Here is a 23,182-nt window from a genome sequence, read left to right on the forward strand (position 1 = left end):
CTCCGGCCCTCTGGGCCACCTCCCCCAGAGGGGGAGGATCTGAACCCGCAGTCCGCCCCATCCGCCCTTGCGGCTGACGGAGGGTTTCCCGCCACAAGGGCGGGAATGACGGGAGTGAAGAGGTAGCGCCTAGATCTGCGAAGGCGCCAGTTTCGCGTCCACCACCCCCGTCCGCCCCATCCGCTCGGCCGCCAGCAGCGCGACCAGCATCGCCACCGCCAGCACGGCGACGCAGACGCCCAGGCCCTGCCAGCCCCAGCGGCCGACGACCAGCCCGCCCAGCGGCGGGCCGATCAGGGCGCCGCCGGCCCCGAACTGGGTCAGCAGGCCGTTGGCCGCGGCGATCCTCGGATCGTCCGGTGCGCTGGCGCCGGCCAGGCTGGGCAGGCGGGCGAACACCATCGGCGAGGCGATCCCGCTCAGCAGCAGGGCCAGGCCCGCGACGATCGACACCGCGACCGCGCCCCGCTCGATCACCGCCGGATGGAAGACGAAGACCGACACCAGCGCCGCCGCCACCAGCGCCGGAACCACGGTGGCCACCACCGCCCGGCGCGGATCGACGCCCGCCCCGTGCAGGATGCGCACGGCGATGGCCGAGGCCGGCAGGGCGGTCAGGGAGACAAGGCCGGTAGCCAAGCTGGCCCCCGACAGGCTCGCCCCTACCCGCTCGGTCAGGAAGCTGGGCAGCAGCATGGTCAGGGCGCAGACGAAGACGGTGTAGAGCCCGAAACCAAAGGTCAGCACCACGGCCGCCGGGGCCGGCCAGGTCATCCTGGCCTCGCTACGCGTTCCCCGCGCCTGCCGCGCCGCCGCCAGCAGGCCCAGGCCGCACAGCACCGCCCACAGCAGCAGCGCCCCCTTCGGGCTGGTCGCGGCCACGGCCAGGCCCGTCACGCCGCTGCCGACGGCGACGCCGACCGGCACGAACGTGCTCCACAGCACCAGCGCCGGGCCGCGGATCCTGTCGGGCGCGATGGCGGCGATCATGGTCGGGGCGGCGATCACCACCAGCACGTAGCCGACGCCCTCGACCGCCCGGGCCGCGAACAGCACGCCGACGTTCGGCGCCAGGGCCTCGACGACGCTGGCGGCCAGCAGCACCAGGAGACCGCTGACCAGGAACCGCCGCCCGCCGAACCGGCCCAGCGCCAGGCCCGCGGCGATGCCGAATACCGCCCCGCCGATCTCCAGCAGCGACACCAGAAGGCCCGCCTGAGCCAGCGACAGGTGGAAGGTCTCGCGCAGCACCGGCGCCAGCACGGCGATCTTGGGCAGTTGCGCGGCGGCCAGCACCCCGATGAGCCAGAGCGCGATGATGTTCAGCCATGTACGGATCATGCGCGCGGTCTAGGGCGACCCGTCGCGCGAGGGAACGCAAAACTTATGCGTGGGAAGAGATCGTCCTCTCTTCTTCCCATCATTCCCGCCCTTGCGGCGGCCCCCCCTGGGTCCGCTTGAACGGGAAGCGCAAGCGGGCTGCTTAGCAGCCCGCCTCACCTGCACCTGCGGCTGACAGAGGGGTTCCCGCCACAAGGGCGGGAATGACGGGAGATTGGAGAGGCTTGCGCCAGCCTACCCGACCGTCGTCGCCAGGCGGCCCGTGCGGCCGTCCGACAGCGGTATGGTCTCCCACTGCAGCAAACCCGGACGGATCGGGATCTCGTCGTTGCTGTTAGCGCCGGTCTCGAAGCGCAGCTGCTGATACGGCCGCTCGAACCAGCCGTGGTCGGCCAGGCCGCCCTGGGCCGCCACGACCCCGGGGCTGGCGAAGCGCCACAGCGAGGTTCCCAGCATCTCGGACGCGTCGATCGTCCAGGTCGCCGCCCGCGGCCGCGACACCGCCAGCAGCTGGTGGGTGGCGTCGCAGACCAGGTGCACCGGCAGGGTTGAGGTCTCGACCAGCCGCTTCAGGGCCGCGTCGCCGCGATGGTCGGCCTGGGCGGCGATCAGCGCCACGATCCGCTCGCGATGGACCTCGTCCGGCTCCTGCGCCCCGCTTTCCCAGCGCGACACGGTCGCCTGCGACACCGCCAGCAGCTCGGCCAGATGGCCCTGCTTGACGGCGTTGAGGCGCCGGAACCTGCGCAAGGCCCGGCCGACGGGAAGGTCGTGCAGCATGGCTTCAGGGTAACGCCGCGTCCGCGCGGAGGCTAGCCGCCCCGCGCCCGCCGCCATTTCCACAGCCGCAGCAACACGCCCGGCGCGGCCAGCACCGGATGGCGTTCGCGCCAGGGGGTCAGTTCGACCTTGAAGCCGGTGTGGCGTTCGATCTTCCAGGCGGCGTAGCGGGCCGCGCCCTGGAAGGTGAAGGCCGCCTTGACCAGCCGGGCGACGTTCAACGGCTTGCCGAGGTTGCGCCGCAGCCGCCAGGCGCTCTTCAGACGCTTGCGCTCGATGGCCGACATCTCGGGAACCGGCCGCCCCTCGCCGTCCAAGCGGCCGTCGTCGGCCCAGCAGGCCGGCAGCAGGCGCTGGTAGTGGCCGGGATCGAAGGCCAGGATCGAGGCCTCGCGGCCGGACTTCTCGACCCGGAACTCGGCGGCGTAGGTCTCCTGGAACAGCGCCGTCCAATAGGCCTCCGGCGCGCCCTCCTCGGGACCCAGCGCCGTGGCGAAGCGGGCGGCGGTGCGGGCCGCGCGGCGCACGGCCTCGATCACCGTCTCGCGCGCGGCGGCGTCCACCGCCCAGACCAGGCCCGAGGGCTGGACGAAGCGGGTCCACAGGGTGGTGTCGATCCCCCGGCCCTTCACGGCCTGGGCGAAGCGCGACAGGGTCATGGAGGCGACCTTGGCCCGCAGGGTGACGCCCCCATGGCCTAGATCGTGCTCCAGCTCGTGATAGCTGACGTCGGGCCAGAGAATGCGGGTGGCCACGCCCCGCAGGCCGCGCGGCGGGCGCTCTGTGAGGACGTAGAAGTCCAGCACGCCCGAGAGGTCGCCGGTGCGCAGGATCGAGCCGTAGAACAGCACCGCCTGGGCGCTCGGAAACAGGCTCGTCAGATGCTCGGCGAAGGCGCGGATCGGCGCGGGGATCGGCTGGTCCAGCTCGGCCTCGACCAGCGGCCGGACCGCGCTCATCCGACCACGAAGCGCAGCGGCGCGCCCAGGGCCACCGCCAGCTTGCCGCCCTCGAACACCTCGCCGTCGAGCACGAAGTCGAACTGGCCCGAAGCGTACAGCGCGGCCGGGTCGCGGCGACGGTAGCCGCGCGCCTCGAGGGTCGGCTTGGGCTTGCCCGACAGCACGGTCGGCAGCATGCGCAGCAGGCGCCGGGGCGGCGCATCGACGTCCAGCACCTTCAGCCCCTCGCGCGGCGGGCCGAAGGGCTTGAGGCCGAACGGCAGGCGCTTCAGCGCCGTGGCCAGCAGAACGAAGCGCTCTCCGGCCGGCTGGGCCTCGCCGTCGATGGCCACCTTGACCGCCACGCCCTGGCGCCACTGGTCGCGCGCCCCGCCGAACAGGGCGCCGATCGCGGCCCCGGCCAGGGTCACCGCCACCGACAGGCTCTGGAACACGCCCATGCGGTTGACCCGCTTGGACAGGGCCGTGGCCCGCACAAGCGCGCCCAGGCCGAAGAAGAAGCCCCGCAGCGGCGGGCGGCCGTCGGCGAAGCGCACCTCCAGCGGGGCGCGGATCTTGATCCGGGGCTCAGGGCTCGCGGCGGCGGCCAGGGCCTCTTCCAGCCGCCAGTCGCGCGGCGCGCCCAGGTCAATGGCCAGCACGTTGGTCTTGCCAGAGGGCACCACCGCCAGCATCGGCATGTCGTCGCCGAAGGTCGCGGGCGTCAGGCCCAGCACGTCGCGCACCGTGCCGTCGCCGCCGTCGATGACCAAGAGGTCGATCTTCTCGTCGGCGAAGCGGGCCAGTTCCTCGGACAGCGCCTCGCGCGTCGCCGGCTCGACCACGCGCACGCCCTCGGGCGTCGGCGCATGCACCCGCCCCTGGTTGGCGTGGCTGCGCGGGTTGCGGACGACGCCGACGCGCATCACCGCGACAGCCAGCTCTGGATCGAGCCCTTAGGGGCGGCAAAGCCCTGCAGGATCTGGACGGCGTGGACGACGAAGCAGATCGCCGTCCAGGCGGCCACCAGCACGAAGCCGATGTCCGGGCGGCCGACCAGGGCCGTGGCGGTCAGCAGGATGAGATTGGGGTTGCGACGGGCGGTGATCAGCCGGAAGAAGCTGTCGAACGGCCGCCAGGCGTGCATCTCCAGCTTGAAGAGCGACAGGAAGATCCCCTCCTCCACCCGCTGGGCCACATAGCCGCCGACGACGATGGCCAGCAGCCAAGGCACCCAAGGCATCGACAGGCCGACCGCGAACACGCCGACGTACCAGGCCCACCACCAGAACGGCGGGTGCACCAGGTCGATGCCGTGGTCGAAGACGTTGCCCCACTTCGACGAGGTCAGGGTCACCCGCGCCAGCTTGCCGTCGACGGTGTCGAGGAAGGTCATGATCCACGCGCAGACCAGGCCCCAGCCGAACTGGCCGCGCCAGAACAGCACGAAGGCGGCGATGGTCAGCAGGAAGCCGATGAACGTCACCTGGTTGGGCGTCATCTTCGCCAGGGCGCACCAGCGGGTGACGATCCGCGCCGGGGTCGGCCAGACGTACTTGGTGACCAGATCGGTGACGCCCTTGTACGAGCCCTGGAACAGGCGCTTCTCGACCGCGCGAACGGTGTCCTTGTTCAGGCGCTCCAGCACCGGCGGCTCGCGCTTGCGCAGGGCGCTGTTGTAGGCCGAGCCCACTTCCAGCGCGGTCAGGCGCACGAAGCGCGGATCGACGCTCGAGGGATCGCCGCCGGCCGCCAGGGCCGCGACGGCGGCGTCCGCCGCCTCGGCCGGGGCGTTGACCGCCACAGCCGCGCCGGTCTCGTCGACCAGCACCGCCCAGGGCCGTCCGGCCAGGGCCTTGATCAGCGACTCATCGAACACCCAGCCGGCGTGGACGGCGACAAGGCCCGCCCCGGGGTCACCTTCTCCAGCGCCCTCGACCAGGCCGATCCGACGATAGATGCGCGACAGCCGTTCGCCCGAGGTCATGCCCCAGATGCGTCCCTGGCTCTCGCCCACCGTCACGGCGCGCGAACCTGCCGGATTGATTTCACCCGTCACCGGAACCTAAACCCCTTGAAAGCCGAGGCGATTGATAAGCAGCTTCGTCGCAATCCGCCACAATCGCACCGGCCGCTCTTGTCGATATTCCGCCTCGCCCATCTTTCCGACCCTCACCTGCCTCCACCGCCGGGCGCCTTTCGGCTGCGCGACGTCGCCTCCAAGCGCCTGCTGAGCCGGATCGCCTGGCGCCGCAAGCGCAAGGTCCACCGGCCGGAAGTGCTGGCCGCCCTGGTCGCCGACCTGCAGGCCCACGCCCCCGACCATGTGGCGATCACCGGCGATTTGACCAACTTCGCCTCACAGGCCGAGGTCGACGCCGCGACGCGCTGGCTGCGAACCCTGGGTCCGGCCGAGACCGTCACCGTCAGCCCCGGCAACCACGACGCCCTGGTCGGCGAGAGCGCGCAAGGCCGCTTCGCGCCCTGGACCGCCTGGCTGGGCGACGACGAAGAGGCCGCCTTCCCGCAGGTGCGGCTGCGCGGGCCCGTGGCGCTGTTCAACCTGTGCTCGGCCGTGCCGACCGCCCCGCACCTGGCCACCGGCCGTCTGGGGCCTGAACAGCTGGAAAAGCTCGACGCCCTGCTCGCCGACCCGGCCTATGGCGACCGCTTCAAGGTGGTGCTGCTGCATCATCCGCCCAACGCCGGGGCGGTGTCGTCGCGCAAGGCCCTGGAGGACCAGGCCGACCTGCGCGCCGTCCTCGCCCGCCGCGGCGCCGACCTCGTCCTGCACGGCCACGCCCACGAATCGCTGACGGCGACGATTCCCGGCCCCGGCGGCAGGGCGATCCCGGTGCTGGGCGTGCCCTCCGCGTCGGCCTGGAGCGGCGGCCACTCGCCGGCGCGCTGGCACGCGCTGGAGATCGAGGAGCGCGACGGCGGCTTCTCGCTGCGGGTCGTGGCGCGCGGGCTGGATCCGCAGACCGGCGGGATTCGGGAGCTGGGGCGGTATTTGGTGGTTTGAAGGCGGCGCTGACACACGCCTCACCTATTTTTCTTGCCTCCCTAGGCCTTGTGCCTAGGGCCCATCGCTCAGCTTGCGTGGCGGCGACCGTCTGATCCGCGCCATCCAACGCCTCGCGAGCGGACGCATGGATCCTGGGCACAAGGCCCAGGAAGGCAGAAAAAATGGAACTGAAGAGAGGTAGGAGCCACCCCCCTACTTCCCGTACCGCATCCGCACCCGGATCGTGTTCTCCCCCGACTTCACGTTGAACCGGGCCGAATCGAACGACGGCACGCCGAAGCGCGACGGGGCGTCGTTGGAGAAGCCGTAGCCTTCGGTCGGCACGCCCACGGCGTTGCGGTCGAAGTCCTTGTTGCCGTTGCTGTCGTGATAGACGGCCACCGCATAGATGTCGGCCTTGGGCAGGTTGAAGCAGGCCTCGGTGGTCGGGGCGCTGGCCGGCACCCGCAGGCGCAGCAGCTTGCCACGCGGGGCCAGGAACCGGCTGGGATCGGACGGATAGATCGTCACCGTCACCAGCCCCGAGTCGGACTTCAGCTTTCCGACCTCGACCGTCAGCCGAACGCCCGTGTCGCGTCCGACGCAGTCCTGCTTCGCCGTCGCCGGCGCCGCCATTCCCAGCACGCCCAGCAGCGTCCCTAGCGCCGCCAAGCCCGGAAGAACGGTTCGTGCTTCCATGTAAAACGCCGTGTCCCTATTGTCGCCGCGTCGCGATCCGCGTCCGGACTCGCCCGCAGTATCGGTTGCCGCATGCCCAATCCCACAGCCCTCGCGTTCGGCTATCCCCGCTCGAAAGTCGCGGAGACCGATCGCTGGCTGGTTCTGGTCCGTCCCAAGCAGCCGACTTTCGGGTCTCTCGTCCTCGTATGCAAGGAACCGGCTCACGCCTTTTCGGAGTTGAGCCCCGAAGCCTTCGCCGACATGCAGACGGCGATCGCCGGGATCGAACGCGTTTTGAAGGCCAAGGTTGCGTACGAGAAGATCAACTACCTGATGCTGATGATGGTCGACCGCGACGTCCATTTCCACGTGCTGCCCCGCTACGAGGGCGCGCGCGAACACGAGGGGACGAGCTTCCCCGACGCCGGCTGGCCGGCCGCCCCGGCCCTGGGAACGGCCGTCGCGCTCGACGACGACGCCGTCGCCCGCCTGGCCCAGGACTTCGCCGAGGCGTGGGTCGCCGCGTGAGCCGCAAGAGGAAGAAACCCGATCCGCGGCGGTTGACGGTCCTTGGCCTGATCGACCGCTATCTGCTGCGCCTGCTGGTCTGGCCCCTGGTCGGGTGCCTGGGCCTGACGGTCGTCGCCCTGCTGCTGGAGCGCGTGCTGCGCCTGCTCGACCTGTTGTCGCAGAGCAGCGCCCGCTTCGACTACGTCACCCAGCTGGCGCTCAACCTGGTGCCGCACTATCTGGGCCTGGCCCTGCCGGTGGCGTTCTTCGTGGCGCTGTTCATCGTCATCAGCAAGCTGTCGGACGGCTCGGAGATCGACGCCCTGCTGGCCGGCGGCCAGTCGCTGGAGCGGGTCGCCGCCCCCTTCGTCTGCATCGGCCTGGCGCTGAGCGTCTTCAGCATCGCCGTGTTCGGCTACGTCCAGCCCTACAGCCGCTACGCCTATCGCGCCGTCATGCACGCAGCCGTCAACGCCGGTTGGAACGGCCGCCTCTCGGGCGGCGCCTTCATCGACGACGACGGTTCGCTGATGACGGCCGACAGCGCCGACCTCGCCGGCCAGACCCTGACCCGCGTCTTCATCCGCCGCCCCGACGCGGCCGGCCACGAAGAGCTGATCACCGCCGCCAGCGCCACGCTGCAGGTCGCCGCCGACGGCAAGACCGTGACCATGCGCCTGAGGTCGGGCCGCCGCATCGGCAGCGACGCGCGGGGCAACTACCGGAGCCTGGCCTTCGACGACCTGACCACCCAGGCCCCGCTGAAGGCCGCCGCCGGGCTCCTGCGCGCCAGGGGCGGCGACGAGCGCGAACTGACCCTCGGCGAGCTGGTCCGCCAGGCGCAGTCGCCCAACCCGGTGGTGCCCAAGGCCACCCTGTGGGCCGAGTTCTACGGCCGGCTGGCCCGCGCGGCCTTCCTGCCGTTCCTGCCGCTGCTGGCCTTCCCGCTGGGCCTGGCCGCCAAGCGCGGCAACCGCGCGCCGGGCCTGCTGCTGGCCGGGGTGCTGCTGCTGGCCTTCCAGCACAGCCTGCTGCTGGGCCAGAGCCTGGCAGAGTCCGGCCGTCTGGCGGCAATCCCCGCCGTCGGCGCGCCGTTCCTGATCTTCACGGGCCTGGCCGTCTGGCTGTTCGTCGGCAGCCGCACGCGGCCCGGCGACACGCCGATCTCGCGCCTCGTCCTGGCCATGAGCGCCTGGTTCCGCCGCATGATCAAACTTCTCCAGCCCAAGGAGCGCGCCGCATGAAGCTGCCGCTCTACGTCCTGGGCGCCGTGGCCACCCGCGTGCTCGGCGCCATCCTCATCCTGATGGCCATCCTGCAGATCCTCGACCTGCTGGAGGTCACCACCGACATCCTCGACCGCGGCCTCGGCGTCGCCGGGGTGTTCTACTACGCCGCCCTGCGCGCCCCGCGCCTGTTCGAGCAGGTCGCGCCGCTGGGCGTGCTGGCCGGCGGCCTGTTCGCCTTCTCGCAGCTGGCCCGCGAGAACGCCGTGGTCGCCATGCGCGCCAGCGGCATCTCGGGCTATCGCATCGTGCTGATGGCCGTGCCGGTCGCCGTCGCCGTCCTGTCGCTCGACGCCCTGTGCGCCCAGGTGATCTCGCCGCGCACCGACCCGACGCTCAGCGCCTGGTGGGCCGCCACCACGCCGGTCGCCGACCGCAAGCCGCCGACCGCCCGCACCTTCCGCGCCGGCGAGGACCTGGTCACCGCCAAGGAAGCGGTCGCCAACGGCGGGGAGCTGCGCGACCTGACCATCTATCGCCGCGACAAGTCCGGCGCCCTGACCGAACGGGTCGCGGCCCCCGTCGCCAGCTTCCAGAACGGCGCCTGGCGGCTGGTGAAGCCCGTCACCACCCGCTTCATCGGCGACCGTGTGGAACCCATGGTCGCCGCCTCGGCCACCTGGCCCACCGCCCTACGCCCCGCCGACGTGCAGGCCCTGTTCGCCGACGCCCCCGCCCCTTCGGCCGCCTCGGCCCGCCGGGCGCTGGAGAACGGCGGCTCGGACCGGCCGCAGAGCTTCTACGCCACCCGCCTGCAGACGGCCTTCTCCGGACCGCTGGCGGCCCTGGTCATGCTGCTGCTCAGCGCGCCCGTCGCTTGGGCCAATTTCCGCAGCGGCCAGGGCGCGGTCCTGCTGACCTCGGGCCTAGCCGCCGGCCTCGTCTACCTGGTCGCCGACGGCCTGCTGTCGGCCCTGGGCGAATCCGGCGCCCTGTCGCCGATCCTGGCCGCCTGGGCCGCCCCCGCCGTCTTCGCCGCCCTCGCGGTGCGCGCCTTCGTATCCCTGGAGGGATGATGCCTTTCGATTCCGCGGCCGAGGCGATCTCGGTCCTGCCCGTGCGCACGCCCGAGGAGCTGAAGCGCTTCATCGCCCTGCCCGCCCGCCTCAACGCCAGGGATCCCAACTGGATCACGCCGCTGTTCCTTGAGCGGACCGAGGCCCTGTCGCCCAAGACCAACCCGTTCTTCGCCCACGCCCAGGTGCAGCTGTTCCTGGCCGTGCGCGGCGGCCGCGACGTCGGCCGGATCAGCGCCCAGATCGACGAGCTGACGCCGCAGAAGACCCCCGGCCGCCTGGACGGCCACTTCGGCCTGATCGCCGCCGAGGATGACGCCGACGTCTTCGCCGCCCTGTTCGCAGCGGCCGAGTCCTGGCTTCGCGAGCGTGGCCGCACCCACGTCATGGGTCCGTTCAACCTGTCGATCAACGAGGAGGTCGGCCTGCTGGTCGACGGCTTCGACACCCCGCCGATGGTGATGATGGGCCATGACCCGGCCTATGCCGGCCGCCGCGTCGAGCAGCAGGGCTACGCCAAGGCCAAGGACGTCTACGCCTACTACGCCCCGATGCACGTCGACCTGCCGCCGGCCGTGCGCCGCCGCGCCGAGCGCCCGCCGGCCGACGGCGTGGTGCTGCGCCAACTCGACATGAGCCGCTACGACGAGGAGGTCGCCACCCTGACCGACATCCTCAACGACGCCTGGAAGGACAACTGGGGCTTCACCCCCACCACCGAGGCCGAGACCGCCCAGCTGGCCAAGGCCCTCAAGGCCGTGATCGACAAGCGCCTGACCTGGTTCGCCGAGATCGACGGCGAGGCCGCCGGCTTCCTGGTGTTCCTGCCCAACGTCAACGAGGCCATCCGCGACCTGGGCGGGAAACTGCTGCCGTTCGGCTGGGCCAAGCTGCTGTGGCGGCTGAAGGTCAAGCGCGTGAAGTCGGCCCGCATTCCGCTGATGGGCGTGAAGCGCAAGTTCGCCGAAGGCATCCGCGGCCGCATGCTGCCGTTCCAGATGATGCACGCCGGCCGCACCTCGGCCCTGGCGCTGGGCTACGAGCGCTTCGAGATCTCGTGGGTGCTGGAAGAGAACATGCCCATGCGCCGCATCGCCGAGGCCATCGGCTCGGAGATCTACAAGACCTATCGCGTCTACGAGAAGGCGCTGTGACGACCAGCTTCAAGGCCCTCGTCCTGGCCGGCTCGCGGCCGGGTGAGATCGACAGCGCCGCCGCCTATGCCGGCGTCTCGCACAAGGGGCTGATCACGCTGGAGGGGCGCACGCTGCTCGACCGGGTGCTGGGCGCGGTGCAGGCGGCGGGCGCGCAATCGGTCGGCGTCTCGACCTCCGACGCGGCCATCGTCTCGGCCCTGCCGGCCGGCGTCGCGGCCATCGCCGCCTCGACCGAAGGCCCCAGCCAGAGCGTGCGCGAGGGCGCGGAGGCGCTGGGCTTCCCGCTGCTGATCACCACGGTCGATCATGCGCTGCTGAAGCCCGAGTGGATCACCCAGTTCCTGGCCGACGCCCCGCAGGGCGCCGACGTCGCCCTGATGCTGGCCCCGGAAGAGCGCGTGCGCGCCGCCGCGCCGGACACCCAGCGCACCTATCTGAAGTTCCGCGACGGCCGCTTCTCGGGCTGCAATCTCTTCCTGTTCCGCAGCGAGGCCGCCCTGCCCGCCATCGCCCTGTGGCGCCGCGTCGAACAGAACCGCAAGCAGCCCTGGAAGATCGCCGCCATGCTCGGCCCGGGCCTGCTGGTCCGCTACCTGCTGGGCCTACTGACCCTCGACGAAGCCATCGCCCGCCTCGGCGCCCTGGCCGGCGTCAAGGCCGCCGCCGTCCGCGCCCAGGACGGCCTGGCGGCGGTCGACGTCGACAAGCCGGCGGACCTCGACCTGGTGCGCAGGATCGTTGGCGAGACGGTCTGAACGCGAACTGGGGGGAACCATGCGCGTCACCATGCGGATCTTCTGGGGCTACCCGGACACCGACGCCGTCGGCCAGACGGTCGATGCCTTCGCGCCCCTGCTGGCCGCCGACTGCGAGACGGCCCCGCCGTTTGAGCACATCGAAGAACTCTGCTTCGCCTTCGGCGTCGATCACCCCGCCTCGTCCACGCGGCGCGAGAGCAGCGGCAGCTTTTCGCGCGCCGACCGGACCTTCATCGCCAGCGCTGGCCTCGACTACGACGCCTGGATCGGCCAGCGCTGGCCCGACCGCGTCGAGGCCGTCACCGCCGGCGCCAAGGCCGCCCTGACCGCCGTTCACAAGACGCGGATCACGCCGGCCGAGCGTGACGCGATGACCGCCGCCATCGATCGCGCGGCAAAGGCCCTGAAGGCCTAGCCGCCCGAGACCCCGGCGACCCTGAAGCCAATCTACGTGCATGCGACGGCCGAGGGCGGAATACAGTCCATCGGCTTCATGCCGCCGCCAGCCGCCATGGCCTCGCTCCTGACGACTAGCCCGGTCGAGGTGCAGCCTGCCGACATCGCCGCTTATCTGGCCAGCTTCCGCCCGGCCGAAGAGCCCGTCGCGACGATCAAGCTGCACAAGCGCATCGACGGACGCCTGCACTATCACGAGGCGTGGGTCGACGGCGATACGGTGGTCGAGCACTTCGGTCCCTGCGGCGAATGCGGCGCGATCGTCGAGCACCCCGCCGCCGATGCCCGCACCCAGCGCAAGATCATCGAGCGCATCGCCTCCGCCGCGCGCGCCGACGGCTTCAAGGCCATTGCGGAATCGCGGATGGCCGGCCTGCTGGTCAGCGTTCCTATCGACGGCATGGGCTCTGTCGAAGACCTCGACCGCCGCCACGCCCTGGAGGATTTCCTCGACGAGATCACCGGCTGGCTGGGCCTGGGCCATTGCGACAGCGGTTCCAACGGGTCGGGGTCGATGGAGGCCTTCTGTCTGGTGGTCGACTACAAGGTGGCGGCCGAGGTGATCGGTCGCGAACTGGCCGCCTCGCCGTTCGCAGATTTCGTCGTAAGCCGCGAACCGCGCTAGCGCCTCGCAACGTTCAGCGCCTCGCGCTGGGCGAACACCCGCGTCACCTCGGCCATGTTCTCCTCGCCCCAGGCGCACAGCGGCACCAGAGCCTGCGCCAGACTGACGCCCAGCGGCGTGAGGCTGTAGTCCACCCGCGGCGGCACCACCTTGTAGTCGGTCCGCTTCACCAGGCCGTCGGCCTCCAGTTCCTTGAGCTGCTGGATCAGCATCTTGTCGCTGACGTCGCGCACGGCCCGCCGCAGCTCGCCGTAGCGGGTCGGGCCGCCCTGGGCGAGGAAGTAGAGGATCAGCGGCTTCCACTTGCCGGCGACGACCCGCAGCGTGGCGTCCAGGCCGCAGGTGAAGCCGGGCAGCGTCGGGGTGCAGGCCTGGACCTGCGGCGGGAACGGGTTCGAAGGGTCTGACGACATTTCTTGGGCACTTACCAAAAGGTGCATACTTGTCGATAGGTGGGTAGCTCGCCAGCTCTGTGCAACCTCATCGAAGGAGCACATCATGAGCAGACTACAGGGCAAGACGGCGGTCATCACGGGCGGCGGAACCGGCATCGGACTGGGCGCCGCCAAGCGGTTCATCGAGGAAGGCGCGTTCGTCTACCTCTTCGGACGGCGACAGGAGCAACTCGACGCCGCCGTGGCCCAGCTCGGATCTTCGGCGCGGGCCATCGCCGGCTCGGTCACCGACCTTTCCGATCTCGACCGGCTGTACGAGACGGTGAAGGCCGAACGCGGCGGGCTCGACATCGTGTTCGCCAACGCCGGGACCGGATCGTTCGCCCCGCTCGGCGAGATCACGCCCGAGCACTACGACCAGATCTTCGACGTCAATGTGAAGGGGCTGGTGTTCACGGTGCAGAAGGCCCTGCCGCTGATGTCGGAGGGCGGGTCGATCATCCTCACCGGGTCGAGTACGGGGGTGATGGGCACCCCGGCGTTCAGCATCTACAGCGCCACCAAGGCGGCCGTCCGCAACCTGGCGCGCAGCTGGGCGCTGGACCTGCGCGGCACGGGCGTGCGCGTCAACGTGCTGTCGCCGGGACCGATCCGCACCGAACTGGCGCTCGAGATCGTCGGCGAGGAGACCTTCGACGCGCTGGGCGCCACGACGCCGGTCGGGCGCCTGGGCGATCCGTCCGAGACGGGCGCGGCAGCCGCGTTCCTGGCCTCGTCGGACAGCAGCTTCATGACCGGCGGCGAGGTCTTCGTCGACGGCGGCCTGGCCCAGGTCTGACACGGCCCGCCATGTGAACACGAGGGCTTCGGCCGAACCGAAGCCCTCAACTCCCCTCCCCAGTGGTCGCCGACTGGCGAGCAGCACCTTGAAAATCAAAGGTTTTCGGCGCTATCGCCCGATAGGAGCCTTTCCAAGTCCGTGTCCGGCGCCTATCTGGCGGGAAACCGTCCGCCTGCGGCGTGACGGGGCCGATCCACAGTCTCGTAAGCTTGTCCGTGTTCCGATCTCTCGTCCGCGCCGCCGCCCTCGGCGGTCTTCTGCTGCTGTCGGCCTGCGCCAGCGTCCATATCCCCGCCACGCCGCAGACGGCCTTCGGCCGCAGCGAGACCAGCACCCTCTCCGAAGGCGTCACCTACTGGAGCGAGACGCGCGAGAACCCGCTGCGGCAGGTGTTCCACGTCGTGCGGCTGGATCTGGCCAATCCGAAGGTTCAGCTGTTCGTCTCGCCGCCCAATGACGGGGCCGGCCAGTATCACGCCCGCACCACGTCGGACTTCGTGACCGCCTCGGGCGCCCTGCTGGCCGTCAACGCCAGCTATTTCACACCCTTCAAGCCCGGCGCGCGCGGCGGCGACGACTTCGTGCCGCATGCCGGCGAGCACGTCGATCCGGTCGGCAAGGTGATCGTCGCCGGCGCCGTCGTCGCCCCGCCGGAGGTTCCGGAGGTCGATCCGCGCGTCAACGCCATCCTCTGCATCCACCCGTCGTTCGTCGAGATCCGCTCGGGCCACACCTGCCGTTGGGACGTGATCGACGCGGTGGCCGCCGGGCCGGTGCTGCTGGTCGACGGGGCCGAGCAGTCGTTCAGGCACGCGGGACCGAAATACGCCGCCGACCGCCATCCGCGCACCGCCCTGGGCGTCTCGGCCGACGGCCGCACCGGCTGGCTGGTGGTGGTCGACGGCCGCCAGACCGTGATCAGCGAGGGCGCGACCCTGGCCGAGCTGACCGCCTTCTTCCGCGACCTGGGCGCGGCCGACGCCATCAATCTGGACGGCGGCGGCTCGACCACCCTGGCCGTGGACGACGGCTTCGGCCGCCCGCGCGTGCTGAACTCGCCGATCCACACCGGCGTGCCCGGTCGCGAACGGCCGGTGGCCAACCATCTGGGCGTGCGGGCGCCGAACGCCCGTTAGGCCTGTGGCGACAGGAAGCTGGCAGCGACGTTGCTGAGCGGCCCCGGCCAGTCGCCGAACACGATGGAGCCCGAGAGCGGGTCGGTCGACACGGACGGGAAGCACAGGTTCAGCCTGAATTTCAGCAGCTCGTCGCTGGTGCTGGCGGCCATGATCGACAGCGGAAAGCCGATGGCCGGCGCGTCGTCATAGATGAACAGCAGGCCGGTGAACGGCGAGATCACCGGCGCGGCCGGATTGGGGAACGACAGCGTTCCCGTCACCGGAACCACCTCGCACCGCGCGCTCGAGGCCGCCTCGGGGGCGGTGCAGGCCGCCGCCAGCAGGCCGACCTTGTCTTCGGGAACGACCAGGGCCAGTTCGTATTCGAAGCCCACCTGGCCGTCGGCCAGGATGTCGGGCTTGTAGACCGTCAGCTTGAGGGTGGTGGCGTCGGGCATGGCGCATCCTCGATCCGTGGCGGCGCGACGATTTCGCGCAACCTATGATCGCATTGACGCATGACACATTCTTTGGAGGAACGACGATCGCCGTTCCCAGGAAGAGGATCGCGCGCCTGCCGAAAGAGCGGGCGCCGTTCCGCCGTTTCAGGCCGGGGTCGCCTCGGCGGCCGCCCAGGCTTCCGCCAGCTCGCGGTTCTTGGGCAGGTCTTCGGGGAAGTCCATCTCGGCCCAGTCCAGGCCTTCGATCGAGCGCACGGCCACGGCGTCGTGGGCGCGGGCGATCTGGTCGATGGCCGAAAGGTACCAGCGGCGCAGGCCCTCGGGCGTGCGCAGGGCCCGCTCGACGATGTCGGTGAACAGGGCCGCGCCCTCGGGCTCGAAGCGGAGGAAGCCGATCGACTCGGCGTCATAGGTGGTGATGGTCTTGCCGATCTCGCGCAGGGCGTCGCCGTCGGTGCGCACCTTCATGTCGTCGGCGTCGTAGCCGCCCTTGCGGTCGATGGTGACGGTGATCGGCGCGGGCGGGGCCGACAGCAGGCGCTCGGCGATGGCCGGCTCGAACAGGGTGTCGCCGTTCAGCAGCAGGAACGAGCCCTGCATCTCGGCGCGCGCCATCCACACCGAGGCCAGGTTGTCGCTGACGCTGTAGAACGGGTTGAACAGGGTGCGCAGCGTCAGGCCCGGCAGGCGCAGCTTGGCCAGCTCGGCCTCGACCAGGTCGGCGGCGAAGCCGGTGACGACCACCACCTCGGCGACGCCGGCGCGGTGCAGGTGGCGGATCTGCCATTCCAGGACCGAACGGCCCGACAGCTCGACCAGGCACTTGGGCCGGGTGTCGGTCAGCGGCGACAGGCGCTTGCCCTGCCCGGCGCTGAGGATGATGGCTTTGACCGGCGACTGCATGCGGGAAACTCGAACGCGCCGCGCGAGGCGGCGAAGGCGGAACGAAAAGGGCGAGGAAGCGACTCGAAGCGAGCCTTACCAGCGCAAATTGGTCGCGACCATAGCCGCGGCAAGGCCCGACGTCCCGCAAAAGCCCGATTTGCGACAATGTGCGCCGGTCGGCGCGCCCTTCCCTCGCCCCCGATCGTCATCCCGGAAACGGTGAAGCCGTTGTCAGGGACCGAGGGCCGGCGCACCGAGCGGCCAGACGCTCGAGGTCGCCGCCGCGCCCAGTCACCTGGGTCCCGGCTCTACCGCCCGCCTTCGCGGGCGTTCGGCCGGGATGACGACCAGAGAGGATCAGGCCTCGACCGTAGCCCCGACCTTCGCCGCCGCCGTCGGATGCAGCCGCTTTTCGATCGCCGCGTCGATGCTGGCTCGGAAGTCCACCATGCCGGCGTTGACCGGCTCGTAGACGGCGTAGTCGACCGAGCAAGGATCGCCGCCCTGATACGGCGGGTCGGGATGGTATTGGATCGACAGCTGCACCTTCTGGGTCGCCAGGGCGGCCTTGTCGGCCGCGTCCGGCCCGCCCGCCAGATCGGTCACGATCGTCTGAACCATGAACAGCGACTCGTCGACCGTCGACGAGATGCCCCCGCCGGTGACGCGGTTGCCGTCCTTCACCCAGCGCGGGCAGCCGTTGACCACCGTCACGTCGGGGAACAGCTTCAGGCAGTCGATGAAGGCCCAGTGGGTGGTCGCCCGATAGCCGTCCAGCAGGCCGGCCGAGGCCAGGATCAGCCCGCCGGTGCAGACCGATACGACATAGGTCGCCGTCTTGGCCCGCTCGACCAGGAAAGCCAGCAGGTCCTTGTCGCCGATCGTCTCCTGCAGGCCGTTTCCGCCGCCCGGCACGAACAGCATGTCGAGATGCGGGCACGAGCAGAAGTCGTATTCCGCCACCACCTTCAGCGGGCCGGAGGTCTGGATCGGCTGGGTGGTGGCGGCCACCACCGCCACCTGGCTCGTCCGGCCGATCACCGAGGCGTCGAAAAAGGCGAACACCTCATGCGGACCCGAGACGTCGAGGATGTCGACGCCCGGGTAGAGCACGATGCCCACCGTGAACGGCGGCAGATCGGGCTGCGGCGGGGCCGCCAGTCGCGCATCGCTCATTGCGACACCGCGATGAACGAGGCCACCACCCCGGCCGGCTCGCCGTTGTGCGGCTTGGCGCGCACCACCGTGCCCACCAGCGACGGCACCTGGTCAACGCCGTCGGGCCAAGTGTAGCCCGGCCAGCAGTGATAGTCGTACTCCCAGCCGGCGGTGGGCGTGCCGTCGCGGCCGTAGCCGTCGATGGCCAGGGTGACCGGCCCCTCGCAGTCGGTGGTGATCACGCCCTTCAGGTCCAGCACGTAGCCGCCGCCCATGTCGAGCGTGCCGACCAGGGTGTTCGGCGTCGGGCTCTCGAAGGTGAACACCCCCTCGCCCCAGATCAGGCTGAGCGCGGTCTGGGCGTCGCCGTCCACCAGCTCGGGATTGTTGAGGTAGCTGCGATAGGTCCACTTGCCGTCGAACGTCATGGGATCCTCCCTCTCAGGCCTTCGGTTCGCGCCCCGTCACTGGGCGTGTACGACGATGTCCAGCACCTGCGGCACGGCCGCGGTCGCCCCGGCGTCGCCGTGATGGGCGTGCGGCGCGGCGGCCGACAGGCGCGGCGCGCCGCCCAGCCGCACCAGGCGGATGTTCAGCCCCGAGGCCGGCGCGGCGGCGCCCAGCCCCCGGGCCTTGGCCAGGGTCGCCAGCGGCGGCGACAGCGGCACGGTGAAGCTGACCGGACGGGTCACCAGGTGACGGCCGAACATCGAGAGGGTGGTCACGAAGCCGGGCGAATTGACATCGACGGCCTGGCCTTCGGGCGTGTTGACCACCACCGCCAAGTCGTTGGCGTGCTCGAACGGCGGCAGGTCGATGGTGATGGTCGCCAGCAGGCTGGTCCCGCCCGGCTTGGCGGCCTGCGCCAGGACGGCGGCCGGCACGGCGACGTCGCCCACTCCCAGGGTGCCCGGACCAGGCGCCTTCAGCTTGGCGGCGTACTTCGTCGCCGGCGCCGGCTTGCCGGCCTTCAGCTTGGTCGTCCCCGCCGGGGGCACGACGTTCTCGCCCGAGCCGGGCTGGTAGTCGTAGTCGAAGGTTCCGATCGTCTCGTAGGCGCCGGCCAGGGCCTTGTCGCCCGTCACCAGCTGACCGTTGGAGTCGTGGAAGAACAGGAACGGCTCGGCGCGCCATTGGCCAAGGTCGCCGCGCGGGTTCAGGTAGCTCTTGTTGTCGTCGGGCAGGGTCGGATAGCCGTAGCCCTGCTGCTTGCGGGTCCACACGTCCCAGATGCGGTCGATGTTGGCGTGGTGCAGGAAGAACAGCGGATCGACCGGCGACAGGTTCGACTGCATGAAGCCGTCGCCGTAGGTCGTGTTGCCCTTGTCGTCGGTCCAGATGCCGCCGACGCAATTGTGCACCTTGTTGTGCGGCTGGCCCTCCATCACCCCGAAGCCGGTGATGCTGCTATGGAACTGCGACTTGGGGCTGGCGAAGCCGATGAAGTCGCGCGGCGACAGGGCGTTGTCGAGCATCCAGGACGACACGGCCCGGTTTGTGACGCCGTCGAAGCCTGGGTTCTGCGGGGTCGAGCCGCGCGCGTTGGGCGGCGCGAAGAACATCGGCCCGCCCTTGGGCCCGATGTCGAACAGCAGGTCGGCCGGGAAGCGCAGGCCGCGGATCAGCAGCTGCCCGTTCTGCGCCGGGGTCAGGTTGTTCCAGAACGTCTCCAGCACCGGCCCATAGGCCTTGTTGAAGGCGTCCAGGCTCTGGATGTAGGCGCCGTTGTTCGGGTTGAGCACCCCTTCGAACATCTGCGCCGGCACCTTCGGGTCGGCGGTCCAGTCCCAGTAGGGGAAGGCGAAATCGGGATCGCCGCTGATCTTGCGCACGACCTGCTCGAAGTAGCCGACATAGCCGCGGTGCCAGACCACGAACCACCAGTTGCCGTGCGGGCAGTCGACGGTGTGGGTCAGGGCGTGATTGTACCAGTTGTTGGGATCCTCCGGCGGCAGGGCCAGCATGATCTTGACGGCCTTGGCGTAGCTGGCCAGGGCCTTCTGGCCTTGCGGGCTGCTAACGTTCCAGCGCCGCCAGCGGGCCTTGGTCGGGGCGGCCGGCTGGGCCAGCCCCTGCCCCGCCGTCAGCATGCCCAGGGCGGCCGCGCCGCCGCTGGCCATCAAGGCGCGGCGCGACAGCGGCAGGGAGGGACCGGCGGCAGGGTCATGGGTCATGGAAGGGCTCTCGGAATTTGAAGACGAACGACGGCCTCCGGCGCGCTCATCGCGCCGGAGGCCGGAAGGCATGGGCTCAGTGGTGGCCGTGCGAGACGCCGCCGGCGCCGTCGGGCAGCACGATCTGGACGTTCTGCATCATGCCCTGGTCCTCGTGGTCGAGGATGTGGCAGTGCAGGACGTACTCGCCGATGTAGCGCTGGTAGCGGGTGCGGACGATCAGGGTGTAGGGCAGATAGGGTCCGTTCTCGACCTTCTGGGCGCTCTTGACCCACAGGGTATCCTTCCAGACGCCCTTCAAGCCAGGATACTGCGGATCCACGCCGTCGAGACCGAATTCGTCGACCGCCCCCGGCACGCTGACGTCCTTGCCGGTCGGGTCCAGGATCTTGACGATCTGGAACGGGTTCACATGGATGTGGAACGGGTGGCTGACGAACTCCGAGCGCAGCTCCCACTCCTGGGCGGTGCCCAGCACCAGGGTGCGGTCGATGCGGTCGGGCGCGTAGGGTCGCGGCGCATAATCCTGCGAGCCGACCTCGAACTGCACCGGCATGTTGGTGTTCTGGCCGGGAATGGCGATGTTGAAGAGCACCTTCTCGGTCTTCGAGCCCTTGATCTCGGCGTCGGTGATCGTCGGGTGCGGCACGAAGCGGGTCAGCTTCAGCCCGTCCTTGAGGTCGGCCACGACGCTGGCGCGCACGTCGGTCGGCATCTGGACGCTGGCCGCGGCGACCAGTTCGGCGGTGACGAAGGCCGGGATGTCCTTGACCTCCTGGCCCGGCGCGACGGCGACCTTGCCCAGCAGGCGGGTGCCGACGGCCTCGCCGTTGACCGTGCCGGCGGTCGAGGTCTGCGCGTCGAGCATGCAGTAGTTGCCCGCCTTGGGGAAAACCACCAGCAGGTCGTTGCGGTAGCCCGGCTGCAGGGTGACGACCGTGGTCTTGCGGGCCTGGGCGTCGGTCAGGCCGTCGTCGGCGACGATGTAGACCGGAACCGGCTCGCCGACGCAGTAGGTCTTCTGGAACTTGGGACCGTCGGCGGCGGCCAGGCGATCAAGGGCCGCGGCGCCGCCGTCGGCCATCTTCACGAACTGCAGCGAGATGGTGTCGCGCACCCCGGCGTGGATCATCCGCCAGCGGGCCAGCTCGCCCTGCTTGGCCGGCAGGGTGGCCAGCACCTGGCCGTTGATGCTGGTGTAGCGGCCCGACTGCCCCCAGCTGCCCGGCCCGAAGCCGTTGCCGTTGGCGTCGCTGTAGAACTCGATGACGCCGGTGTCGCCCGGGTCGCAGACCCACTCGATCACATTGCCCTGGGCGTCGGTCTTGACCTTGATGTTGCCGCTGCTGTCGAGGCAGGCGTACTGGATCTGCTGGAACACCAGCAGTTTCTCGGGGATCGGCGAGCGGCCCTTATAGAGCAGGGTGTCGAGGTCGCCGTTGGTGGTCGGGGTCGGCTTGCGGTCGCCCCTGATGACCAGGGCCCCGGCCATGCCGCTGGAGACCTGCAGCGCCGTCGAGCCGTGGCGGTGGGTGTGGTACCAGAAGGTGCCGGCCGGATGGTCGCGCGGAATGTTGTATTCGTACTCGAACTGCACCCCGGGATTGATCGACAGCAGCACGTTGTCGCTGTTGCCCGTCGGGCTGACCCACAGGCCGTGGCTGTGCAGGTTGGTGCCGTTGTAGCAGTGCGGCACGTTGATCAGCCAGTTGGGGTCGGTGCAGCTGGGGTCGGCGGGCAGCTTGTTGTCCAGCGCCACCCGCACCGTGTCGCCCGGCCGCACCTGGATGGTCGGCGCCACATAGGGCGTGGTCGGCGAGACGTCGGTGCCGTTGTAGCTGCGCAGGTGGACCTTGTCGTTGCGCCCGTTGGCCGGATTGTAGAGCTGGCCGTCGGTGTAGACGACGTTGAGGTTCAGCCGCCGGTCGCTGGTTTCGGCCGTGCTGGCGGGGGCGATGACGTAGCTCTTGTCCTTCGAGGCGGTGCCGGTCAGGGCCAGCGGCTCGGCCGGCTTGGCGGCGCCGAGGCCCGGCGAGGGAAGCGGCGCGCCCAGCACCCGCGGATCATCGACGACCCGGTCCTGCGCCGCCGCGCTTTCGGCCTGCAGCGCCACGACGGCCAAAGCCGCCCCCGCCGCCATAGCCAGACGTCGTCCACGCATAGTCCAGCGCCCGTGAGCATAGCCCATCGCAGCCTCCCCGATCCTTCAACCCCTGGGAGAACTGTACTCCTGCGCCACTAAACTTGAAGTCATAATTTTTGTGCGCTTTCGCACAGGTTTAGGAGCCTAGCGCCAGGCGTAGTTGAAGCTGATGCTGATCCTCTGTTCCTCGGCCTGGTTGGGCGTCACCTCGTGCCGCAGCCAGCTTTCCCACATCAGGATCGAGCCCGGCTCGGGCTGCACATAGACGAAGGGCTGCAAGGTCTCGGGCGCGTCGTCCTGGCGGGTCGGCGCGGCCATCATCATCGGCAGGCGCGGATCCTCGAACTTCAGGGCCGAGGCGCCGGCCGGAATGGTCACGTAGACCGTGCCGGAGATCACGCTGTGCGGATGGATGTGGCCGGTGTGCTGGCCGCCCGGATCGAGGATGTTGATCCAGAAGCTGTCCATCACCAGCTTGCCGCCAGCCAGGTCGAAGCGCAGTTCCTTGGCGAAGGCGGCGGCGTGCTTGTCGAGCTTCTTCTTGAGGTCGGCGAACAGGCTGTCGCGCTGCGGCAGGTCGTCGAGCGAGGCGTAGGAGGTGTAGCCCAGATAGCCCTTGCGCTCGGCCCAGGCCTGGCCGGCCTCGTCGTCCTCGGCCACGGCGATGCAGGCGTCGTGCAACTCGTCGATGAAGGTCTCGAAGTCCTTCTCGCCGGCGAGACTGGCTTCATAGAGCGGGGTGACGAAGAGAGAGCGGGTGGTCATGGCGCGGGTCATAGCGCCCCTCGCGATTGACGACAAACGGCTATTGGAACATCATGAGAACATGACGGACGGTGCACTCACCCTCAAGATCGACGCGGCGCGCGCCAAGCGCCTTCGGGTCCTCGCCGAGGCTGCCGGTCAGAGCGTTGAAGAGTATGCGCTCAACATTCTGTGGCGCGCCGTCGAGCGGCCTGGCGTCGAAGAGGCCGAAACGCCGTGGAACGGGGCGCCGGCTCGCGTCGCGCAGGACAACGGCTTCGGTGAGGACGCCGAAGCCTATGCCGAGGAAATGGATCGCATCGCCGAGGAGGCGCTGAGAACCGGCGGGATTCCTTTTGAGGTCTTCCAGGCGCGCCTTCGCAACCTCGGACAGCGCCGCTGATCCATGTATCGGGTCGTCGTCACACGGGCGGCCATGGCCGATGTCGATTATCTGGAAGACTGGCTGCTCGAACGCAGCCTCGCCCATGGCCTCGAACTCGGCGGCGCGCTCGCCGATGCTTCAGCCACGCTCGTCGACCATCCCGAGCGCACGCCGATGAGCCGAGACGGTCGTTATCGCGAACTCCACGTGACCTTCCATTCGAACCAATACGTCATCCAGTATCAGGTCCGCGGCGACACCGTCGTGATCCTGCGTGTTCGACACAGCCTCGAACGTCGCTGAAGTCGCCGGACTCGCCT

26 protein-coding genes are annotated in these 23,182 nt (G+C 70.0%); 12 read left to right on the forward strand and 14 right to left on the reverse strand.

Features of this window, described 5'->3' with window-relative positions; all coding sequences use genetic code 11:
- Positions 1–129: 129 nt before the first annotated feature.
- The 5 genes from AC07N1_RS12785 to AC07N1_RS12805 all read right to left on the reverse strand — a co-directional run bounded on the left by AC07N1_RS12785 (position 130) and on the right by AC07N1_RS12805 (position 5,049).
- Positions 130–1,341, reverse strand: a complete 1,212-nt coding sequence (locus AC07N1_RS12785) for an MFS transporter (protein ID WP_494672167.1) — start codon at positions 1,339–1,341, stop codon at positions 130–132.
- 234 nt (positions 1,342–1,575) lie between these two features.
- Positions 1,576–2,121, reverse strand: coding sequence for a helix-turn-helix domain-containing protein (locus AC07N1_RS12790; RefSeq protein ID WP_494672168.1), 546 nt, complete (start codon positions 2,119–2,121; stop codon positions 1,576–1,578).
- Between the two features lie 32 nt (positions 2,122–2,153).
- Positions 2,154–3,080 carry a hypothetical protein gene (locus tag AC07N1_RS12795; protein ID WP_494672169.1) on the reverse strand — a complete coding sequence of 309 codons (927 nt, stop codon included), beginning with the start codon at positions 3,078–3,080 and terminating at the stop codon, positions 2,154–2,156.
- Positions 3,077–3,988 carry a diacylglycerol/lipid kinase family protein gene (locus AC07N1_RS12800; protein ID WP_494672170.1) on the reverse strand — a complete coding sequence of 304 codons (912 nt, stop codon included), beginning with the start codon at positions 3,986–3,988 and terminating at the stop codon, positions 3,077–3,079. Before AC07N1_RS12800 ends, AC07N1_RS12795 begins: the two co-directional genes overlap by 4 nt.
- A complete protein-coding gene (locus AC07N1_RS12805; RefSeq protein WP_494672246.1) occupies positions 3,988–5,049 on the reverse strand; it encodes a CDP-alcohol phosphatidyltransferase family protein in 1,062 nt (353 codons plus the stop codon). The genes AC07N1_RS12800 and AC07N1_RS12805 overlap by 1 nt, the downstream gene beginning before the upstream one ends.
- Before the next feature lie 150 nt (positions 5,050–5,199).
- On the opposite strand from AC07N1_RS12805, the gene AC07N1_RS12810 reads away from it, so the two are divergent.
- Complete coding sequence (locus tag AC07N1_RS12810) at positions 5,200–6,087, forward strand: metallophosphoesterase family protein (RefSeq protein WP_494672171.1); 888 nt, start codon at positions 5,200–5,202, stop codon at positions 6,085–6,087.
- A 195-nt stretch (positions 6,088–6,282) separates the two neighbouring features.
- Here the strand turns inward: AC07N1_RS12810 and AC07N1_RS12815 are convergent, their stop codons facing one another.
- On the reverse strand, positions 6,283–6,768 hold the full coding sequence (locus AC07N1_RS12815) for a DUF2141 domain-containing protein (protein ID WP_494672172.1): 486 nt from the start codon (positions 6,766–6,768) through the stop codon (positions 6,283–6,285).
- Positions 6,769–6,840: 72 nt separating this feature from the next.
- Here AC07N1_RS12815 and AC07N1_RS12820 point away from each other — a divergent pair, with 72 nt between their 5' ends.
- From AC07N1_RS12820 to AC07N1_RS12850, 7 genes are read left to right on the forward strand one after another with little or no spacing between them, the layout of a single operon-like run.
- Positions 6,841–7,278 (forward strand): HIT family protein, encoded by a 438-nt coding sequence (locus tag AC07N1_RS12820; RefSeq protein ID WP_494672173.1) that lies wholly within the window; start codon positions 6,841–6,843, stop codon positions 7,276–7,278.
- A 32-nt stretch (positions 7,279–7,310) separates the two neighbouring features.
- Positions 7,311–8,504: an LptF/LptG family permease gene (locus AC07N1_RS12825; protein ID WP_494672247.1), complete on the forward strand. Its 1,194-nt coding sequence runs from the start codon at positions 7,311–7,313 to the stop codon at positions 8,502–8,504.
- On the forward strand, positions 8,501–9,562 hold the full coding sequence (locus AC07N1_RS12830) for an LptF/LptG family permease (protein ID WP_494672174.1): 1,062 nt from the start codon (positions 8,501–8,503) through the stop codon (positions 9,560–9,562). Before AC07N1_RS12825 ends, AC07N1_RS12830 begins: the two co-directional genes overlap by 4 nt.
- On the forward strand, positions 9,562–10,716 hold the full coding sequence (gene bcerS, locus AC07N1_RS12835) for a ceramide synthase (RefSeq protein ID WP_494672175.1): 1,155 nt from the start codon (positions 9,562–9,564) through the stop codon (positions 10,714–10,716). The genes AC07N1_RS12830 and bcerS overlap by 1 nt, the downstream gene beginning before the upstream one ends.
- Positions 10,713–11,474 (forward strand): nucleotidyltransferase family protein, encoded by a 762-nt coding sequence (locus tag AC07N1_RS12840; protein ID WP_494672176.1) that lies wholly within the window; start codon positions 10,713–10,715, stop codon positions 11,472–11,474. The genes bcerS and AC07N1_RS12840 overlap by 4 nt, the downstream gene beginning before the upstream one ends.
- Before the next feature lie 19 nt (positions 11,475–11,493).
- Positions 11,494–11,892 carry a hypothetical protein gene (locus tag AC07N1_RS12845; protein ID WP_494672177.1) on the forward strand — a complete coding sequence of 133 codons (399 nt, stop codon included), beginning with the start codon at positions 11,494–11,496 and terminating at the stop codon, positions 11,890–11,892.
- 36 nt (positions 11,893–11,928) lie between these two features.
- Positions 11,929–12,558, forward strand: coding sequence for a hypothetical protein (locus AC07N1_RS12850; protein ID WP_494672178.1), 630 nt, complete (start codon positions 11,929–11,931; stop codon positions 12,556–12,558).
- Here AC07N1_RS12850 and AC07N1_RS12855 read toward each other — a convergent pair.
- Positions 12,555–12,971: a winged helix-turn-helix transcriptional regulator gene (locus AC07N1_RS12855; RefSeq protein WP_494672179.1), complete on the reverse strand. Its 417-nt coding sequence runs from the start codon at positions 12,969–12,971 to the stop codon at positions 12,555–12,557. The two genes, AC07N1_RS12850 and AC07N1_RS12855, sit on opposite strands and share 4 nt — an antisense overlap.
- 85 nt (positions 12,972–13,056) lie before the next feature.
- On the opposite strand from AC07N1_RS12855, the gene AC07N1_RS12860 reads away from it, so the two are divergent.
- Both AC07N1_RS12860 and AC07N1_RS12865 read left to right on the forward strand, forming a co-directional pair.
- Positions 13,057–13,791: an SDR family NAD(P)-dependent oxidoreductase gene (locus AC07N1_RS12860; RefSeq protein ID WP_494672180.1), complete on the forward strand. Its 735-nt coding sequence runs from the start codon at positions 13,057–13,059 to the stop codon at positions 13,789–13,791.
- 218 nt (positions 13,792–14,009) lie between these two features.
- Positions 14,010–14,930: a phosphodiester glycosidase family protein gene (locus AC07N1_RS12865; protein WP_494672181.1), complete on the forward strand. Its 921-nt coding sequence runs from the start codon at positions 14,010–14,012 to the stop codon at positions 14,928–14,930.
- On the opposite strand, the gene AC07N1_RS12870 is transcribed toward AC07N1_RS12865, so the two are convergent.
- From AC07N1_RS12870 to AC07N1_RS12900, 7 genes are all read right to left on the reverse strand, one after another.
- Positions 14,927–15,370: a hypothetical protein gene (locus tag AC07N1_RS12870; RefSeq protein ID WP_494672182.1), complete on the reverse strand. Its 444-nt coding sequence runs from the start codon at positions 15,368–15,370 to the stop codon at positions 14,927–14,929. The genes AC07N1_RS12865 and AC07N1_RS12870 overlap by 4 nt on opposite strands.
- A 147-nt stretch (positions 15,371–15,517) precedes the next feature.
- A complete protein-coding gene (locus AC07N1_RS12875) occupies positions 15,518–16,276 on the reverse strand; it encodes a phosphocholine cytidylyltransferase family protein (RefSeq protein WP_494672183.1) in 759 nt (252 codons plus the stop codon).
- 339 nt (positions 16,277–16,615) lie between these two features.
- Positions 16,616–17,434, reverse strand: coding sequence for a DJ-1/PfpI family protein (locus tag AC07N1_RS12880; RefSeq protein WP_494672184.1), 819 nt, complete (start codon positions 17,432–17,434; stop codon positions 16,616–16,618).
- Entirely contained in the window at positions 17,431–17,844 is a 414-nt protein-coding gene (locus AC07N1_RS12885; protein WP_494672185.1) for a hypothetical protein, read from the reverse strand. The genes AC07N1_RS12880 and AC07N1_RS12885 overlap by 4 nt, the downstream gene beginning before the upstream one ends.
- A gap of 36 nt (positions 17,845–17,880) precedes the next feature.
- Complete coding sequence (locus AC07N1_RS12890) at positions 17,881–19,590, reverse strand: tyrosinase family protein (RefSeq protein ID WP_494672186.1); 1,710 nt, start codon at positions 19,588–19,590, stop codon at positions 17,881–17,883.
- A 76-nt stretch (positions 19,591–19,666) separates the two neighbouring features.
- Positions 19,667–21,751, reverse strand: a complete 2,085-nt coding sequence (locus AC07N1_RS12895; RefSeq protein WP_494672187.1) for a multicopper oxidase family protein — start codon at positions 21,749–21,751, stop codon at positions 19,667–19,669.
- A gap of 126 nt (positions 21,752–21,877) precedes the next feature.
- Entirely contained in the window at positions 21,878–22,498 is a 621-nt protein-coding gene (locus AC07N1_RS12900; RefSeq protein ID WP_494672188.1) for a TIGR02466 family protein, read from the reverse strand.
- Here AC07N1_RS12900 and AC07N1_RS12905 point away from each other — a divergent pair.
- On the forward strand, positions 22,497–22,880 hold the full coding sequence (locus AC07N1_RS12905) for a hypothetical protein (RefSeq protein ID WP_494672189.1): 384 nt from the start codon (positions 22,497–22,499) through the stop codon (positions 22,878–22,880). The genes AC07N1_RS12900 and AC07N1_RS12905 overlap by 2 nt on opposite strands.
- Positions 22,881–22,913: 33 nt before the next feature.
- Positions 22,914–23,165 (forward strand): type II toxin-antitoxin system RelE/ParE family toxin, encoded by a 252-nt coding sequence (locus tag AC07N1_RS12910; protein WP_494672190.1) that lies wholly within the window; start codon positions 22,914–22,916, stop codon positions 23,163–23,165.
- Positions 23,166–23,182: the final 17 nt, after the last annotated feature.

This window comes from Caulobacter sp. GW821-FHT09B11 (assembly GCF_059418205.1).